This is a genomic window from Streptomyces sp. WZ.A104 (assembly GCF_002382885.1).
Taxonomy (GTDB): Bacteria; Actinomycetota; Actinomycetes; order Streptomycetales; family Streptomycetaceae; genus Streptomyces.
This window is the reverse complement of sequence record NZ_NWVL01000047.1, coordinates 21,963-38,293: the sequence shown is the minus strand read 5'-3', so window position 1 is coordinate 38,293 and position 16,331 is coordinate 21,963. Positions and strand designations below refer to the sequence as shown.

The window sequence follows — 16,331 nt, the reverse complement described above, 5'->3', positions numbered from 1 at the left end:
TGTTCCAGCAGTAACGGTCACAAGGTCGACGGCGGGATGTTCGGCCATGCTCGCGCCGACGGGGTCGCCGGCGCCGACGGGCAGTCCGGCCTCGGTGAGCAGCCGCATCGGGGCGACGGTGGCAAGCAGGGTGATCTCACTCGGTTTGATCACGAAGGCGTTGCCCGCGGCGAGCGTCGGGCGGTCTTCCATCCGGTCTGGAGAGGAGGACGGTCCCAGGGGGTGATCAGCGCGCAGACGCCGACGGGCTCGTGGACGACGAAGCGGCCCTCTTCGAGGGTCTTTCGGGCGTCCCGGCTCTCCAGGAGACCGATCTCCTCGCGCTCGCGCCGCAGGAGCGCTTCGCCCCGGAGTAATAGGCGTGCGAGCTGGGCGGCCAGGGTACGCGGCCAGGGTCCGGAGTCGAAAGCGGCGCGCGCGGCACCGAGCGCGGCGTCGGCGTCCTCGGCCGCGCCCTCCGCCACGACGGCGAACGGCGTGGCATCGGCCGGGTCGAGGATGTCGCGCGTGGTACCGGGAAGGGCGTTTCGCCACTTTCCGTCCACATGAATGATCTTTTCTACCGACACGCCGACTATTGCCTTCCGTTACCAACGTGGTTTCCCCAGCAGCATCGACTGGCGATCGGGACATCTGCCCTCAGTGGCGCGAAGTATGCGTGTTCGGTAACCGAAAGTGCTACGGGTCTCTCGACGACTGACGTGCCCCGTTCGCCCGGGGCGTCATCGGCCGCGCTCGGCTCGTCCTGAAGGGCGGGCCCGGCGACCCGTAAGGGAGCGTGCCAGTGTCCGACGAGTACCCAGGCGAGGGGGTGTGCGAGCAGGACGAGCACGGCCCCACCACCGACCGGCCCGACGCATACGGCACCGAGCGCGGTGGCGGTGAGCAGGGGGCTGGTCAGCCTGTGTGCGGACGTACATGCGGTCACGCTCAGCGACCTGCCGCTCGTCGAGAATCAGGCCACGGAGCTCAAGGAGTCCGAGGGTGGCCCCGTTGTCGACACCGGTTACGAGGGACGAGGGGAGCAGTGGTTCCGCCATGACGAAGATCGCCCAGTCGACGCCGAACAAGGTAGACCAGATCCAGGCCCCGACGATGAGCCCGGTGAGGACTGCATGCGCCCCGCCTCCGCGTGGAGGTGGCGCAGAGGGCCTGCCGCCCCGGTCGTTCATGAGGGGTGCGTGCGCTGGTCGTAGCGGGTGGGCGTGCTGGACCTTCTGGCGCGTGGTCATGCCTGCTCCTGGTCCTGTCGGTGCCGCAGCGGAGCTTCCGCAGGAGGCGCCGGCCCTTGAGAGTGGCCATGGCCTGCTCGCCGAGGCAGCGGATCTTGGCGCGGCTGCTGTTGTGAAGGCGCTTCCATCTCTTCAGGCAGGGGCCCCGGAAGTGGACTCGGACGAGTCCACCCGCTCCTTGGTACGCCTTGTCCGCCCAGCATTTCAGTTCGGATTCGGTCAGCGCTTCGATGATCCCGCGGGTCCGTGCGGCGGTCAGGTCGTGGACGGACCCGGGAAAGGCGGGGGACGCCCACAACAGCCGACCGAACAGATCGGTGAGACCTGGACGTTCATGCCGTGGCGCTTGTGTTTCCCGGAGTAGTACGGGGTGTCGGCGGCGATCCGGTCGATCGGCAGGAGGGCGCCGTCCGGGATCACGGGGAAACCTTCACACCACGGCCTGGCGCTCGGCTGGGACCGAGGATGGCATGTTCTGTTCTGCCCAGACCACCTTGCCGGTGACCGTGCGGGACGAACCCCAGCGGCGGCACAGCATGTTGATGAGCTGAAGCCCCCGTCCGCCCTCGTCGCTGAGGTCCGCGTGCTGGATCTGGGGCAGGTCGGGGCCGGTGTCCGACACCTCCACGACGAGGCGTTCCCCGCGCAGCAGCCGCAGCTTGCCGGGGCCGTTCCCGTAGCGCAGTGCGTTGCCGACCAGTTCGGAGACGACGAGCTCGGATACGTCGGCGAGTTCCTCAAGGCCCCATGCGGCGAGCTGGCCGGTGACGAGGCCACGGGCGGCCGAGGCGGCCCGGCCGTCCTGCGGCAGCTCCCACACCCGCAGGTCTCCAGCCGGGAGTGCGGCGCTCGTGGTGACGAGGAGCACCGCCTCGTCGAACCGGGCGGCGGCGGCCGGGGCGCGCTCCACCAGACCCCCCTTCTCCAGCGACCCGGGCGGCAGGCTCAGCGCCGCCGTACGCAGCCGGTCCAACTGGGCGTCCACGTCCTGGTCCCGGGACTTGATCAGGCCGTCCGTGTACATGACCAGGTGGGCGCCGTCCGGGACGCGCAGCCGCAGGGGGTCGTACGGAATCACGCCCGCTCCCAGCGGCGCGCCGGTCAGCACCGGGACGAGGTCGGCGGCGCCCTGGCCGTCGAGGAGCAGCGGCGGCAGGTGCCCGGCACTCGCCAGCGTGTAGGAGGAGTCGGCGGGGTCGTAGACCGCGCACAGGCAGGTGGAGACCTGCTCGTCCTCCAGGTCTCGGGTGGCCAGGTCGAGCCGCGCGAGGATCCGCTCGGGGGCCATGTCCAGGGTCATCAGCGTGCGGGCCACCGTCCGCAGGCGCCCCATGGTGGCGGCGGCGGGCAGCCCGTGTCCCATCACGTCGCCCACCATCAGGGCCGTCCTTCCGCCGGGCAGGGCCATCACGTCGTACCAGTCCCCACCCACGCCGTGATGCGCCGCCGCGGGCGCGTACTCGGAGTGCACCAGTAGGCCCGGCGTCGCCGGGGTGACGCGCGGCAGCAAGGAGCGCTGCAACGAGACGACGTGCTCGCGCTCCCGCCCGTACAGACGCGCGTTGTCGATGAAGACCGCCGCCTTGGAGGCGAGCTGCTCCGCCAGCGCCAGGTCGGTGGTGGAGAACGGCGGGGTTCCGCGGCCGCGCACGAAGTCGGCGCTGCCGAGCAGCAGCCCACGGGCGATCAAGGGCACGGCCAGGTAGCTGTGCACACCGGCGGCACGCAACTGCGCGGCGGCGCTCGCGGTGGGCGCGACGCGGATGAAGTCTTCGTCGCGCACCCTGCTCAGCAGCACCGGCTTGCCCTGCCGGAGGACGTACCGGTGGAGCAGCGTCTCGTGCGGCTGCTTGGCGTGCACGAAGATCTCACCCACCGGGGTCGGCTCCAGGTTGGAGAGCTCCTCGATGGCGCACAGCGCCGTGGCCCGCATCTGCGGAATGCCGGGCTCGGTCTTCCGGGAGCCCTCGTCACCCCGCAGGACACTCTCGAGGATGTCCACGGCCGCCCCGTCGGCGAAACGGGGCACGGTGAACTCGGCGAGTTCTTGTGCGGTGCGCTCCAGGTCCAGGGTCGTGCCGATGCGGGAACTGGCGGAATTCAGCCAGGCAAGACGGCTGCGGGTGGTGAACCGGTCCGGCGGCAGAACGCCTCTGCTCCGGCGGAACCGCACGTTCGCGCCGACCGAGCGTCGTCCGGCGGAGCCCCGGCCGGGCAGGCGCCGTCTACCACTGCCGGCGTTCACTCTTCCGCCTCCAAACAGGACTCGACGCCTCTTGGTGCCCAGTGTGCACCGGAAGCGGCCGCGGCACCTCCGGGTACCCCTGAAGTGGTGGATCACCTGTTCAGCCCTGCCGCTGGTCTTCACCCGCCGCACCGAGTCCGGTCTGCTGGCGGGCCGGTTCCTCGGCCCCTCTTGGACCTCCACCGTCGACGAGCGCCTGGAGATCGACGCTGCCGGCATCGTCCGTCACCGCAGACGGCCTCCTGATCGCCTATCCGCACCCCGCCCCAGGCACCCCGACCGAACCGGAGTCCGGGACCGCCCGCACACTGCTGGCCCGTGACGTGACCGGCGATTACACCGTCACCGATCCCGGCACGGGCTTGGTCTGTCACTTCACCGCCCCGGCCGACAGCGAACCCGGCGGCGACGGTGATGCCTGGCTGGACCGGGTCGAGGACCGCCACGGCAACTGGTGGGCCGTGGAACGTACCGAGAACGGCACCCCGCTCGCCCTGACCTGCTCCGCCGGGCGCCGGGTGGCTGTCACGGCGAGCGACGGTCGGGTCACGGCCCTGGCCCTGGCGGGAGCGGGAGAGAACGGGGCGGACCTGCCTCTGATGCGCTACGGCTACGAGGACGGAAACCTCACCACCGTAGTCAAACCGTCCGGCGCCACCACCACCTTCGTCCACGACGACCGCCGCCGCGTCACCGCCTGGATCGACTCCAACAACAGCCGCTACGACTACACATACGACGACCGAGACCGCGTCATCGAGGAGGGCGGTCAGGCCGGCCACATCCAGATCACCCTCACCTACACCGAACCCGACCCGGACACCGGACTTCGCACCACCACCCTCACCACGGCCGGCGGACACACGGCCCGACACCGGATCGATCGCCACTGTCGGGTGGTGGCCCTCACCGATCCGCTCGGCCACACCACCCGCTTCACCTACGACAACCGCGGCAACACCCTGACCCGCACCGATCCGCTGGGCCGCACCACCGCCTTCACCCACGACGCGGACGGCCGCCTGCTCGGCGTCACCCGCCCCGACGGGAGCGAACTACGCACCGTGCGCGACCCGTCGGGTGCGTCCACGGAATTCCGCGGGCCGGACGGCGCCCGCTGGCTCCAGGAATTCGACGAGCACGGCAGCCGCACCGCAGTCACCGACCCGGCCGGCGCCGCCACCCGGTACGCCTACGACGGCCGGGGCAGGCTGACCACCGTCACCGACGCCCTCGGCGCCACCACCACCGTGCGCTGCGACGCCGCGGGGCTGCCGGTGGCAGTGACCGACCCGGCCGGCGGCACCACCCGCCTGGAGCGCGATGCTCTGGGCCGGATGGTACGCACCGTCGACCCGATGGGCAGCGTGACCCGGGTCGTCCTGGACGAGGACGGCAATCTCGCCCGCCGTGTCGCCCCGGACGGTGCCGCCGAGTCGTGGACCTACGATGGCGAGGGCAACCCCCTCAGCCACACCGGCCTGGCCGGCGGCATATCCCGCTTCGAGTACACGCACTTCGACCTGCTCACCACCCGCACCGGACACGACGGCAGCCGCCACACGTTCGAGCACGACGCGGATCTGCGGTTGATCCGGGTCACCGGCCCACACGGCACCTGGTCCTATACGTACGACGCGGCCGGCCGGCTCGCCTCCGAGACGGACTTCGACGGCCGCACTCTCACCTACCGGTACGACGCCGCGGGGCAGCTCACCGCCCGGTCCGACACTCTGGGCCGGACCGTGTCCTACATCTACGACCAGCTCGGCCAAGCGGTTCGCAAGGACGTGGCGGGCAGGGTGACCACCTACGCGTACGACCGGGCCGGACGCCTGCTGCACGCGGCCGGACCGGACAGCGAGATCGTCTACGCGTACGACCGGCGCGGCCGGACCAGGACCGAACTCGTAGACGGCCGCGCCATGAACTACGCCTACGACACCCTGGGCCGCCGGGCACGCCGCATCACCCCCACCGGCGCGGTCACCGAGTACGGCTACGATTCCGCCGGCCGTGCCGACCGGATAACCAGCGGCGGACGCGAGATAGCCTTCACCCACGACGCGGCCGGCCGGGAACTCGAGCGCGTCTTCGGTGGATCCCTCACTCTGGCCTCCGGCTGGGACGAGGCCGGAAGGATCTGCGCGCAGCACCTGACGGTCGGGGGCCGCGCCCTCATGCGCCAAAGAACCCGTCTGTCACGTAAGCCCGACACCTGGCGCTATGAATGGGACGCGGAGGATCGTCTCGTCGCCGTGGTCACACCCGACGGCACCCGCTGGCGCTACCTCTACGACCCCTTGGGTCGCCGCACGGCAAAACAGCGCCTCGCCGACGACGGCGAGAGTGTCGCAGAGGAGGTCCGCTTCTCCTGGGACGGCACGACCCTGTGCGAACAGACCGTCCACACACAGGGCCAGCCACACATGGTCGCCCTCACCTGGGACCACCGCGGCCTGGTCCCGCTGTCCCAGACGGAACGCCTTCTCACCCCGGACACTCGGCAGGAGGAGATCGACCGCCGGTTCTTCGCCATAGCCACCGACCTCGTGGGAACGCCCACCGAACTGGTCGACGAGTCCGGCGAGATCGCCTGGCGGGCCAGGAGCACGCTCTGGGGCACCACCGCCTGGGCCCGCTCCAGCACGACGTACACCCCTCTGCGTTTTCCCGGCCAGTACTACGACCCCGAGACCAGTCTCCACTACAACCTCTTCCGCCACTACGACCCGGAGACCGGCCGCTACACCTCCCCGGACCCGCTCGGCCTCGGCCCCGCGCCGAATCCGGTCGCCTATGTGCACAATCCGTTCACCGTCTGCGACCCCCTCGGGCTGTCGCCGTACTCGCGGTTCAAAGGCCTGGGTTGGCTGACGGACAAGCTGCTTGAGCGCCCGTCATACCGGTACCAGCGGCTCGTCACCGACCAGAGCTACGAGCAGTAACGGATCCTGCCGGACGGCCGGGAGGTCCACGTCGACGGAGGCCCGCGGGACGGCTGGATCACGGAGGCGAAGTGGACCGGCGGTGACAACCTCGGTGAATGGAAGAAGTCCCCGTACAACCCCGATTTCAAGCATTACAACGAGAGCCGGATTGTCGCACAGGCAGACAAGCTGCTCGCCTTCAACGAGGACCTGGGAGGCAAGGGAGTCCGCCATATGGTGTCCAATGAATGGGGTGCCGCGCATGTGAACGAAGTGCTGTCCGAGGCCTTCCCCGAGGCCTATGCCAGCGGGCAGCTGAAGGCGTATCACGTGCCCGGCAACGGCATGAGTGGAATGAGTTCATGGCTGAAGTGATCGCAATGCTGGAAGAGCTCAGGGACATCACCCCGCTGACCGCCGAGGCTGCGGCGGCGCGGTTCTCGGCTCAGGAGTGGACGCCCGGGAGCAAGGTCCGTGACGGTGTGGAGACGTCGTGGGACAAGGGCAGTGTCGGGGGCTGGATCCAGACGTTCGGCGGTGGGGCGGTCAGCGTCTCGTTCTTCGTCTGGATCCGCGACGTCGACGAGTCGGGCTACTTCGACGACCTGGATGCCGTCTACGAGGAGGGGGGCCAGGTGCTGGCCGACTTCCTCCCCGAGATCGAGGAGTCCCCGCTTGCCGGTCACCTCATCGAGGCCGAGGTGACGGAGGCGGATAGGGACGAGTTCATCAAGCTGAAGAAGTGGACCCTCGGCGGCCGGATTCTGACCGCCGGTGTGATCCAGCATGACACCGATCTTCCGGTGATGGTCATGGTGGCGCTGGAGGAGCCCGGCGCTGCCTGACTGAGCCCGTACGCCAGGGCGCCCGCGTCTCCATCCGATGCGAGTCAGTGAGGGCGAAGGGGGGGGCGCGGACCCCTCTGGACATGCCGACACGGGACAACATGAGCGCACCCAACTAGTGCCTTCCGAACACGCGAAACAACATCTGGCGGCACTCTTCCCGGGCACGGTGTGTCAGGACCGCTCGTGTACCTCGCAATGCGTAGGTCCCAGGTCCGAGTCGCAGGGACTTCTCAGGGACTTTCAGCTCTGTCGGAGGGACATCCGAGGGAGTTTTCGCAGTACGAGCACGGAAGGCTGCGACAGAGCTGAAAGGCCCCGGGCTTCGGGCCCACGCATCCGCGCCGTCGCTTCATAGCGCTCCGGCACGGGGTCGGGTCGGCAGTGAAAGACGAGGCTCTTTCGGAGCCGCACACGGCCCTGACCTCGGAGAACGTGCCCCGGGCGGGCCCGCCGGCGTGAGCGCCGGGCCCGCCAGGAGGACGGTCAGTAGGCGTAGAAGCCCGAGCCCGTCTTGCGGCCGAGCCGCCCCGCGTCGACCATCCGCTGGAGCAGCGGGGGAGCGGCGTACAGCGGCTCCTTGTACTCGGCGTACATCGAGTCCGCCACGGAGGCCACGGTGTCCAGGCCGATCAGGTCGGCGAGCTTGAGCGGGCCCATCGGGTGGGCGCAGCCCATCTCCATGCCGTTGTCGATGTCCTCGCGGCTGGCGATGCCGGACTCGAACATCCGGATCGCGGAGAGGAGGTACGGGATCAGCAGCGCGTTCACGACGAACCCGGACCGGTCCTGGGCCCGGATCGCGTGCTTGCCCAGCACATCGTGGACCACTGCCTCGGCGCGCTTGATGGTCTCGTCCGACGTGGTCAGCGCCGGGATCAGCTCGACGAGCTTCTGCACCGGGGCCGGGTTGAAGAAGTGGATGCCGATGACCCGGTCCGGGCGCGAGGTGGCGACGGCCAGCTTGACCAGCGGGATCGAGGAGGTGTTGGAGGCCAGGATCGCGTCCTGCCGGGTCACCACCTGGTCGAGCACCTGGAAGATCTCGGTCTTGACCTGCTCGTTCTCCACGACGGCCTCGATGACGAGATCGCGGTCGGCGAACTCCCCGAGGTCGGTGGTGAAGCTCAGCCGGGCCAGGGTCTCGTCCCGCTCCTCCACGCTGATCTTGCCGCGCTCGGCGGCCTTCGAGAGCGAGTTGTGCAGACGGGTGCGGCCGATCTCCAGGGCCTCGCCGGTGGTCTCGGCGACCATCACTTCGAGGCCGCTGCGCGCGCACACCTCCGCGATACCTGCGCCCATCTGGCCACAGCCCACCACTCCGACGCGTGCAATGTCGGCCATAGAGTCCGTCACCTCGTGCCTTTCGCTGATCTCCGTATCGCAGGGTCCCGTGTGATTCCGGTGCCCGCCTCGACCCCACGACGTTACTCCGCGCGCCGACACGGACGACCTGCGGGTCATCGCGGCTACGGGTGGGCATGATGCGGTTACGCACAGCCATCGGAGCTCGGTGCGGGAGAGCGGAGAGGGGTGGATCAGGATGTGGCGTACGCGAGTGGCCAGAAGGGCCTTCGTGCTGAGCGCGGCCGGACTGCTGGCGGCGATGACCACGGCCGGTGACGCGGTCGCCTCCCCGGCGGCGACGAAGGGTGGCGGCGGTCGGCCCGGGGAGGAGCCCGGGCGGTTGCGGGGCATGTGGCTCGCGACGGTCGCCAACGTGGACTGGCCCTCGAAGCCGGGCCTGAGCGCGGCGCGGCAGGAGGCCGAGCTGTTCGCGTATCTGGACCGGGCGGTCGAGCTGAGGCTCAACGCGGTGGTGCTCCAGGTCCGGCCGACCGCCGACGCGCTGTGGCCCTCGCCGTACGAGCCGTGGGCCGAATGCCTCACCGGGGTGCAGGGGCGGGACCCGGGCTGGGACCCGCTCGGCACGGCGGTGCGCGCGGCACACGACCGCAGCCTGGAGCTGCACGCCTGGTTCAACCCCTACCGGGTGGCGAACCACACGGACCCCTGCCGCCTCGTCGCCTCCCACCCGGCCCGGCTGAACCCGGGGTGGGTCGTGCCGTACGGCGGGAAGCTCTACTACAACCCGGGACTGCCTCAGGTCCGCCGCTTCGTGCAGGACGCGATGCTGGACGCGGTGCGCCGCTACGACATCGACGCGGTGCACTGGGACGACTACTTCTACCCGTATCCGGTGGCAGGTCAGAGCTTCGACGACGACGCGGCCTTTGAACGGTACGGCGGGGGCTTCGCGGACCGGGCGGCCTGGCGGCGTGACAACACGGACCGCCTGGTGCGTGAGACCGCCCAGCGAATCCGGTGGATCAAGCCGCACGTCCGCTTCGGTATCAGCCCCTTCGGCGTCTGGCGCAACGCCGCGACGGACCCGTTGGGTTCGGACACCCGGGCGGGTGTCCAGACCTACGACGACCTGCACGCCGACACCCGTAAGTGGATCAAGCGGGGCTGGGTCGACTACATCTGCCCGCAGATCTACTGGAACATCGGGTTCGAGGCCGCTGACTACGCCAAGCTCCTCGCCTGGTGGAGTGAGACCGTCCGGGGTACGGGCGTCGACCTGTACGTCGGCGAGGCGCTGTACAAGGCGGGCGACCCGGCCCAGCCCTCAGCCTGGCAGGACCCCGCGGAACTCTCCCGCCACCTCACCCTCGCCCGGGACCGCGAGGAGGTGCGTGGCCATGTCTTCTTCTCCGGCAGGAGCGTGATGGCCGACCGCATCGGCGCGATGCGGCGCGTGGTGGCCGACCACTACACGGACCGGGTGCGGCTGTATCCGGAGCACGGCCGGTCGAGGTGAGCCGGGGCCCGGAGCGGCCCGGGGCAGAAGCGATCCGGCCCGGAGCGGCCCGGGGGCAGGGCCCGGTGCCCTGCCCCCGGGTCACGGTCCGTCCGCTGCGGCCGTGTGTCTACTGCGGCTGCCGGTCCTTCGGCGCCTCGATGTGCTGGACGACGCTGTCGGGACCAGGGGACATCAGATGCTCATGGCCGTCCGGGAAACGGAGCCGGTAGGGCGGAGCGCCCCCGTCCCCGAGCACTTCGATGATCTCTGCGACCCGGTCGTGCTGTCCCACGGTCCTGCCGTGCATCAGCAGCCGGTCGCCCGCGTGTGCCTCCATCGGGAGTGACCTCCTCACGAGTGGGCGAGGGTGATCCGTATCGATCCGTATCGACCAGTCTAGGGCCGTACGGACCGGGATTCCCGTCCTGTGCGGCGGCGGCCCGCCCGCTGGGTGGCGGCGATGCAGACGAGGACCGCCACCGCCGCGACGGGCGCGCTCGCCGACACCTCCTCGCCGAGCAGGAAGAAGGACCACACCAGCGTCAGCAGCGGCTGGGCGAGCTGGAGCTGGCTGGCGCGGGCGACGCCGATCGCGGCCATGCCCCGGTACCAGACGTACAGCCCGAAGAAGGCGGAGCCCGCGGCCACCCAGACCAGGCCGAGGACGCCGTGGGCGTTCAGGTGCACCGGTTCGAGCGGCAGGGCCACCGCGCTGCCCGCCACCGCGAGCGGCAGGCACAGGACCAGCGCCCAGCCGATCACCTGCCAGCCCGGCATCTGCCGGGACAGCCGTCCGCCCTCGGTGTACCCGGCGGCGCACACCAGCAGCGCGCCGAACAGATACAGATCACCCGAGGTCAGGGCCCCGCCGCTCTGTCCCACGGTGAAGACGATCACTATCGCGGCCCCGGCGAGGGCCGCGACCCAGAACGCCCGTGAAGGGCGTTCGCCGGTACGCAGGGACCCCAGGACCGCCGTGGTCAGCGGCAGCAGGCCCACGACGACGGCCGCGTGCGAGGTGGTGGAGGTCTGGAGCGCCAGCGTCGTCAGTAGAGGGAAGCCCACCACCACACCGCCCGCCACCACCGCGAGTCCGGCCCAGTGGCGGCGCTCGGGCAACGGGACGCGCGCCGCCAGCAGGAAGCTGCCCGCGATCACGGCGGCGAGGACGCTGCGCAGGGCGACCAGGGACCACGGGCCGAAGCCCTCCAGGCCCCAGGCGGTCGCCGGGAAGGTGAGGGAGAACGCGACGACGCCGAGCCCGGCGAGGACGGTGCCGCCGCGGCCGGTCGTCGGCGCGGGGAAGGCCGGAGCGGCCGCCGCGGAGTCCGGCGCGGACAGTGTGGGCGCCAGGGCGCTTGCGGTGCCCCTGGCCGCTATCGCGGAGGACTGGATAGCGCTATTCTCTGCTCTCATGCATGAGCGTAGCAGTGTTGCGGAACTGGCGACTTCCCTGCGGGCGGAGCTCAACCGCTACTCTCCAGGTGGAAAGCTGCCGTCCAGTCGTGCACTCGTCGAACGGTTCAGGGTCAGCCCCGTCACCGTCTCCCGGGCCATCGCGCAGCTCGCCGCCGAAGGGCTCGTCGTCACCCGCCCCGGCTCGGGCGCCTTCCGCGCGCAGCCCCGCACCGAGCTGCCCGAGCCGGGCGACACGTCCTGGCAGGAGGTGTCGCTGAGCGGCGACGGCGGTCCCGAGGTGGTGCCGCGTACCGTGGACGCCTCCGGAGTGCTGGTCACCCTCGCCGAACCGCCGCCCGGCGTCATCGAGTTCAACGGCGGCTACCTCCACACCTCGCTCCAGCCCGAGCGGGCCCTCTCCGCGGCCCTGGCCCGTGCGGGCCGCAGACCGGGAGCCTGGGGGCGCCCCCCGACGGACGGGCTGCCCGAACTGAGGTCCTGGTTCGCCCGCGAGATCGGGCCCGCCATCTCCGGCACCGACGTCCTGATCACCGCGGGCGGCCAGAGTGCGCTGGCCACCGCGTTGCGCGCGCTCGCCCCGCCCGGCGCCCCGGTCCTCGTGGAGTCGCCCACCTACCCCGGGATGCTCGCCGCCGCCCGTGCCACCGGACTGCGTCCCGTACCCGTCCCGATGGACGCCGACGGGGTCCGCCCGGAGTTGCTCGCCGACGCGTTCCGGGCCACCGGAGCCCGGGTCTTCGTCACCCAGCCGCTCTTCCAGAACCCCACCGGGGCCACGCTCGCCCCCGCCCGCCGAGCGGAGGTCCTGGCCATCGCCCGTGCGGCCGGGGCCTTCGTCATCGAGGACGACTTCGCCCGCCGGCTCGTCCACGACGACGCCGGGCCGTTGCCCGCGCCGCTGGCCGCCGACGACCCCGACGGCGTCGTCGTGCACGTCTGCTCGCTCACCAAGGTCACCTCGCCCAGCCTCCGGGTCGGTGCGCTGGCCGCCAGAGGCCCGGTGCTGGAGCGCCTCCGCGCCATCCAGGTCGTCGACAGCTTCTTCGTGCCCCGGCCGCTCCAGGAAGCCGCGCTGGAACTGGTCGGCTCCCCGTCCTGGGGCCGCCACCTGGCCGCCGTCGCGAGGGAGCTGGGCCAGCGCCGTACGGTCATGGCGGCCGCCCTCCGCAGAGAGCTGCCCGCCCTCACGTTGCCGCACCTCCCGGCGGGCGGCGGCAGCCTCTGGCTCCGGCTGCCGGGCAGCGGCGCGGGCGCGGGGGCCGACGAACCCGCCGTCGTCTCCGCCGCCCTGCGCGCCTCCGTCGCCATCGCCCCCGGCCGCCCCTACTTCTGCGCCGAACCCCCGGCCGGACACGTTCGCCTGAGCTTCGCCGCGGTCTCCGGGGCGGCCGAGATCGCGGAGGGCGTCCGCCGGCTCCGTACCGCGTACGAGTCGCTGGCGGGCCCCGAGGCGCCGGTCACGTACGTGTCCGCCGACGCCGCACCGCGTACGCGACCGTGAGCACGGCCAGCAACGGCCCCCACAGGGTCAACGGTATGTAGCAGATGTGGAACCATGCCTCTTCCCAGCCACCTGCCTGGCCCGGGAAGCTGCTGGGCAGCTCGTCGCCCCGGATGGTGGTGCCCATGAGCTCGGTGGCGAGGGTGAGCACGGTCCACAGCAGGGTGAGGGCCGCGGCCCCCGAGGCGGCCGGAACGACGACGGCCAGCGGCGGAATGCGGCGGCCCCCCAGCCCCGGGACCCAGCGTGGCACCACCTCGCCCCAGCGGGCGACCAGGCCCACCGCGGTGAACGCGAGCGCCTCGGACACGACCGACAGCAGGGCCACATAGGCCCGTTCGCCGAGCGGGACCGTGCCGTCGAACAGGAGCGGCAGGCGCCAGAGGGCCGAGGGAAGAACGGTGAGGGGCACGGCATAGGCGATGAACCGCATCGGCCGGGACACTCCGGCCACGGGCTCGTGCGCCGCCCGCCAAGCACCCCGGAACCGTCCGGGGCGGATGGCAGCGGAGTCCTCGACGGGGGGTGACAGCTTCATGAGCGTCCTCGTTCCTGGTGCAGCGCCGGCCCGGTCCGGTGCGGCGACGGTCCGGCGGGCCGACGTCCGGCCTGTCCGGTGACCAAGGTCCCAGCCGGGGGAGCCCGGGGGCATCGCGCCGCAGGGCGAACTCGCCTGGCCCGTACGGCTGATGGGGGGTGCGCCCGAAGGAGGACGGCGGACGGCCGGGACCGTGCCGGTGCGAGCCCCCTTGACCGGACAGGCGTTCGGCCCCACGATCCCGCCATGACGCTTCGGGTCTCCCTGGTCGCAGCGGCGCGCAGCTCCTCCCGGCTGGCCGAACGCTTCGACGACGACCGGCCGCTCGACCAGGCCGGCTGGCACGAGGTGCAGCTCGTCGCCCACACGCTGATCCCGCTCGGCGCGGCCGAGCTGCGCTACTGCTCGCCCACGCCGCGCAGCCGTGCCACCGGGGACGCCCTCGGCTTCGCCCCGATGGCGCAGCCCGCCCTGCGCGACTGCGACATGGGGCGCTGGCGGGGGCTGACCCTGGGCGAGGTCACCGCCCGCGAACCAGCCGCCGTCGACGCCTGGCTCGCCGACCCGCGCAGCGCCCCGCACGGCGGGGAGTCCCTGCTCGGCTTCATCGGACGGGTGGGCGGCTGGCTCGACACCCGCCCCGCGAGCGACGGCCTCATCGTCGCCGTCGCCGAACCCGCCGTGATCCGGGCGGCCCTCGTCTACGCGCTGAACGCCCCGCCCGCCGCGTACTGGAACGTGGACGTCCGCCCGCTCTCCAACGTCACGCTGACGGGCCTGCCCGGCCGCTGGAGTCTCAGCCTGCAGGCAGGCATCCGCTGACCGCCGGGATGCCGCCGGGATACCGCCGGGATACCGCCGGGGGGTGGACGGAGGCGGACATCCGACGTGCCGCACCCACCCGGGTTTCCCCTGCGGTTGCCAGGAATGTGAGGATGTCAGCATGACAACCAAGGTCTACTTCGACATCACCATCGACGACGCGCCCGCAGGGCGGATCACGTTCAACCTGTTCGACGACGTCGTCCCCAAGACGACGGAGAACTTCCGCGCGCTCGCCACCGGCGAGAAGGGCTTCGGCTACGCCGGCTCGTCCTTCCACCGCGTCATCACGGACTTCATGCTCCAGGGCGGGGACTTCACCCGCGGCGACGGCACCGGCGGCAAGAGCATCTACGGCGAGAAGTTCGCCGACGAGAACTTCAAGCTCAAGCACGACCGCGTGGGCCTGCTCTCGATGGCCAACGCCGGACCGAACACCAACGGTTCGCAGTTCTTCATCACCACCGTGCTCACCCCGTGGCTGGACGGCAAGCACGTGGTCTTCGGCGAGGTCGCAGACGAGGACAGCATGGCCCTGGTCCGCAAGATCGAGGCGCTCGGCTCCTCCAGCGGCCGCACCAGCGCCAAGGTCACCATCGCCGAGTCCGGCGTTCTCTGACCTACGTCAGGTCCTCTGACCCACGTCAGGTCCTCGGGCCCGACAGCCGGAATGCCCGGCCGACGCGATGGCGTCGGCCGGGCATTCCGTTGCGCTGTCGGTACCGCGGGGGTCAGTCCGCCTGGGCGGCCCGCTCCGCGTTGCGCTCCTTGATCCGGGCGGCCTCCTTGCGGACCTCCGCCTGGGTGGCGCGCTCCTTCTTCAGCCACTCGGGCATCTCGTTCTTCAGCTGGTCGATCTGCTCGGTGGTGAGCGGCTCGGTGACCCCGCCGCGGGCGAGCCCCGCGATGGAGATGCCGAGCTTCGCCGCGACGACGGGGCGGGGGTGCGGGCCGGTGCGGCGCAGCTCCACCAGCCAGGCGGGCGGGTCGGTCTGGAGGGCGTTGAGCTCGGTGCGCGAGACGGCACCCTCCTGGAACTCGGCGGGGGTGGCCTGGAGGTACACACCCAGCTTCTTCGCCGCGGTGGCGGGCTTCATGGTCTGGGCGGTCTTGTGCGACGTCATGGGTCCAGGGTATCGACCGTGGGACATACCTCCGACCACGGACCGGTAGCCTGAACCCGTGACAGGCTCGGACATCCCCTCATCCTTCAGGCTCGCGTACGTCCCCGGCGTGACGCCCACCAAGTGGGTGAGGGTCTGGCACGAGCGGCTGCCCGGCACCCCCCTGGAGCTCGTCCAGGCCACGGCGGCCGAGGCACCGGAGCTGCTGGCGGACGGCGGCGCGGACGCGGGCCTCGTACGGCTGCCGGTCGACCGGAACGTCCTGAGCGCCATCCCCCTCTACACCGAGACGACCGTTGTCGTGATCCCCAAGGACCACGTCGCGACCGCCGCGGAGGAGCTCTCGCTCGACGAGCTGGCCGACGAGATCGTGCTGCACCCGCTCGACGACGTCCTCGGCTGGGAGACCCTCCCGGGCCGCCCCGCGATCGAGCGCCCGGCCACCACGGCGGACGCGATCGAGCTGGTGGCGGCGGGCGTCGGCGTCCTCCTCGTGCCCCAGTCCCTGGCCCGGCTGCACCACCGCAAGGACCTCACCTACCGTCCGGTCCCGGAGGCCCCCGAGTCGCGCATCGCCCTCTCCTGGCCCGAGGCGGAGATCACCCCCGACCTGGTGGAGGAGTTCATCGGCATCGTCCGGGGGCGCACCGTCAACAGCACCCGTGGCCGCGCGGCCACCCCGCCGCAGCAGACGGCGAAGGCGAAGGCGAAGGACAAGGCGAGGGACAAGGCCAAGGCCACCGGGAAGGCCAAGGGCGGCGGATCGGGCGGCGCCCGGCACAAGTCCGCGTCGGGCCGGAAGCCCCAGGCGGGCGGCCGGGCAGGCGGCCAGAGCGGCAAGCGCGGAAAGCCGCGAGGCCGGTAGCGCC

General features: G+C 71.3%; 13 protein-coding genes and 3 pseudogenes. 8 read left to right on the top strand and 8 right to left on the bottom strand.

Translation table 11 applies throughout. The annotated features are described in order from the left end of the window. Positions 1–3: 3 nt before the first annotated feature. The 3 genes and pseudogenes from CIB93_RS23755 to CIB93_RS23745 all read right to left on the bottom strand — a co-directional run. Positions 4–569: pseudogene (locus CIB93_RS23755) on the bottom strand (aldehyde dehydrogenase family protein); the annotation flags it as partial. 667 nt (positions 570–1,236) lie between these two features. Continuing rightward, positions 1,237–1,652: pseudogene (locus CIB93_RS23750) on the bottom strand (transposase family protein); the annotation flags it as partial. A gap of 10 nt (positions 1,653–1,662) precedes the next feature. Beyond that, on the bottom strand, positions 1,663–3,477 hold the full coding sequence (locus CIB93_RS23745; protein WP_096629661.1) for a SpoIIE family protein phosphatase: 1,815 nt from the start codon (positions 3,475–3,477) through the stop codon (positions 1,663–1,665). A 106-nt stretch (positions 3,478–3,583) separates the two neighbouring features. On the opposite strand from CIB93_RS23745, the pseudogene CIB93_RS23740 reads away from it, so the two are divergent. From CIB93_RS23740 to CIB93_RS23735, 3 genes and pseudogenes are all read left to right on the top strand, one after another. After that, positions 3,584–6,332 (top strand): annotated as a pseudogene (locus tag CIB93_RS23740) (RHS repeat-associated core domain-containing protein); the annotation flags it as partial. A 309-nt stretch (positions 6,333–6,641) separates the two neighbouring features. After that, entirely contained in the window at positions 6,642–6,782 is a 141-nt protein-coding gene (locus tag CIB93_RS39035; protein WP_257002327.1) for a hypothetical protein, read from the top strand. Continuing rightward, positions 6,770–7,252, top strand: coding sequence for a hypothetical protein (locus CIB93_RS23735; RefSeq protein ID WP_096629659.1), 483 nt, complete (start codon positions 6,770–6,772; stop codon positions 7,250–7,252). Before CIB93_RS39035 ends, CIB93_RS23735 begins: the two co-directional genes overlap by 13 nt. A 486-nt stretch (positions 7,253–7,738) precedes the next feature. Here CIB93_RS23735 and CIB93_RS23730 read toward each other — a convergent pair whose 3' ends face one another. Further along, the gene (locus tag CIB93_RS23730) at positions 7,739–8,596 is read right to left on the bottom strand and encodes a 3-hydroxybutyryl-CoA dehydrogenase (protein ID WP_096629658.1); all 858 of its coding nucleotides are present in this window, start codon (positions 8,594–8,596) and stop codon (positions 7,739–7,741) included. A gap of 232 nt (positions 8,597–8,828) precedes the next feature. Between CIB93_RS23730 and CIB93_RS23725 the strand changes: the two genes are divergently transcribed. After that, positions 8,829–10,076: a glycoside hydrolase family 10 protein gene (locus CIB93_RS23725; RefSeq protein ID WP_096629656.1), complete on the top strand. Its 1,248-nt coding sequence runs from the start codon at positions 8,829–8,831 to the stop codon at positions 10,074–10,076. A 109-nt stretch (positions 10,077–10,185) separates the two neighbouring features. Here the strand turns inward: CIB93_RS23725 and CIB93_RS23720 are convergent, their stop codons facing one another. Together CIB93_RS23720 and CIB93_RS23715 are read right to left on the bottom strand one after the other, a co-directional pair. Then, a complete protein-coding gene (locus CIB93_RS23720) occupies positions 10,186–10,395 on the bottom strand; it encodes a DUF1918 domain-containing protein (protein WP_096629655.1) in 210 nt (69 codons plus the stop codon). A 59-nt stretch (positions 10,396–10,454) separates the two neighbouring features. Beyond that, a complete protein-coding gene (locus CIB93_RS23715; protein ID WP_096629653.1) occupies positions 10,455–11,474 on the bottom strand; it encodes a DMT family transporter in 1,020 nt (339 codons plus the stop codon). On the opposite strand from CIB93_RS23715, the gene CIB93_RS23710 reads away from it, so the two are divergent. Beyond that, positions 11,473–12,978, top strand: coding sequence for a PLP-dependent aminotransferase family protein (locus CIB93_RS23710; protein ID WP_096629652.1), 1,506 nt, complete (start codon positions 11,473–11,475; stop codon positions 12,976–12,978). The two genes, CIB93_RS23715 and CIB93_RS23710, sit on opposite strands and share 2 nt — an antisense overlap. Here CIB93_RS23710 and CIB93_RS23705 read toward each other — a convergent pair. Beyond that, a complete protein-coding gene (locus CIB93_RS23705; RefSeq protein WP_096629650.1) occupies positions 12,935–13,516 on the bottom strand; it encodes a hypothetical protein in 582 nt (193 codons plus the stop codon). The two genes, CIB93_RS23710 and CIB93_RS23705, sit on opposite strands and share 44 nt — an antisense overlap. 246 nt (positions 13,517–13,762) lie before the next feature. Here CIB93_RS23705 and CIB93_RS23700 point away from each other — a divergent pair, with 246 nt between their 5' ends. Both CIB93_RS23700 and CIB93_RS23695 read left to right on the top strand, forming a co-directional pair. Continuing rightward, positions 13,763–14,338: a histidine phosphatase family protein gene (locus CIB93_RS23700; RefSeq protein WP_096629649.1), complete on the top strand. Its 576-nt coding sequence runs from the start codon at positions 13,763–13,765 to the stop codon at positions 14,336–14,338. Positions 14,339–14,459: 121 nt separating this feature from the next. Then, entirely contained in the window at positions 14,460–14,957 is a 498-nt protein-coding gene (locus CIB93_RS23695) for a peptidylprolyl isomerase (RefSeq protein WP_096629647.1), read from the top strand. Between the two features lie 112 nt (positions 14,958–15,069). Here CIB93_RS23695 and CIB93_RS23690 read toward each other — a convergent pair whose 3' ends face one another. Continuing rightward, positions 15,070–15,462 (bottom strand): DUF5997 family protein, encoded by a 393-nt coding sequence (locus tag CIB93_RS23690; RefSeq protein ID WP_096629646.1) that lies wholly within the window; start codon positions 15,460–15,462, stop codon positions 15,070–15,072. A gap of 58 nt (positions 15,463–15,520) precedes the next feature. On the opposite strand from CIB93_RS23690, the gene CIB93_RS23685 reads away from it, so the two are divergent. Further along, complete coding sequence (locus CIB93_RS23685; protein WP_096629644.1) at positions 15,521–16,327, top strand: LysR family substrate-binding domain-containing protein; 807 nt, start codon at positions 15,521–15,523, stop codon at positions 16,325–16,327. Positions 16,328–16,331 lie beyond the last annotated feature (4 nt).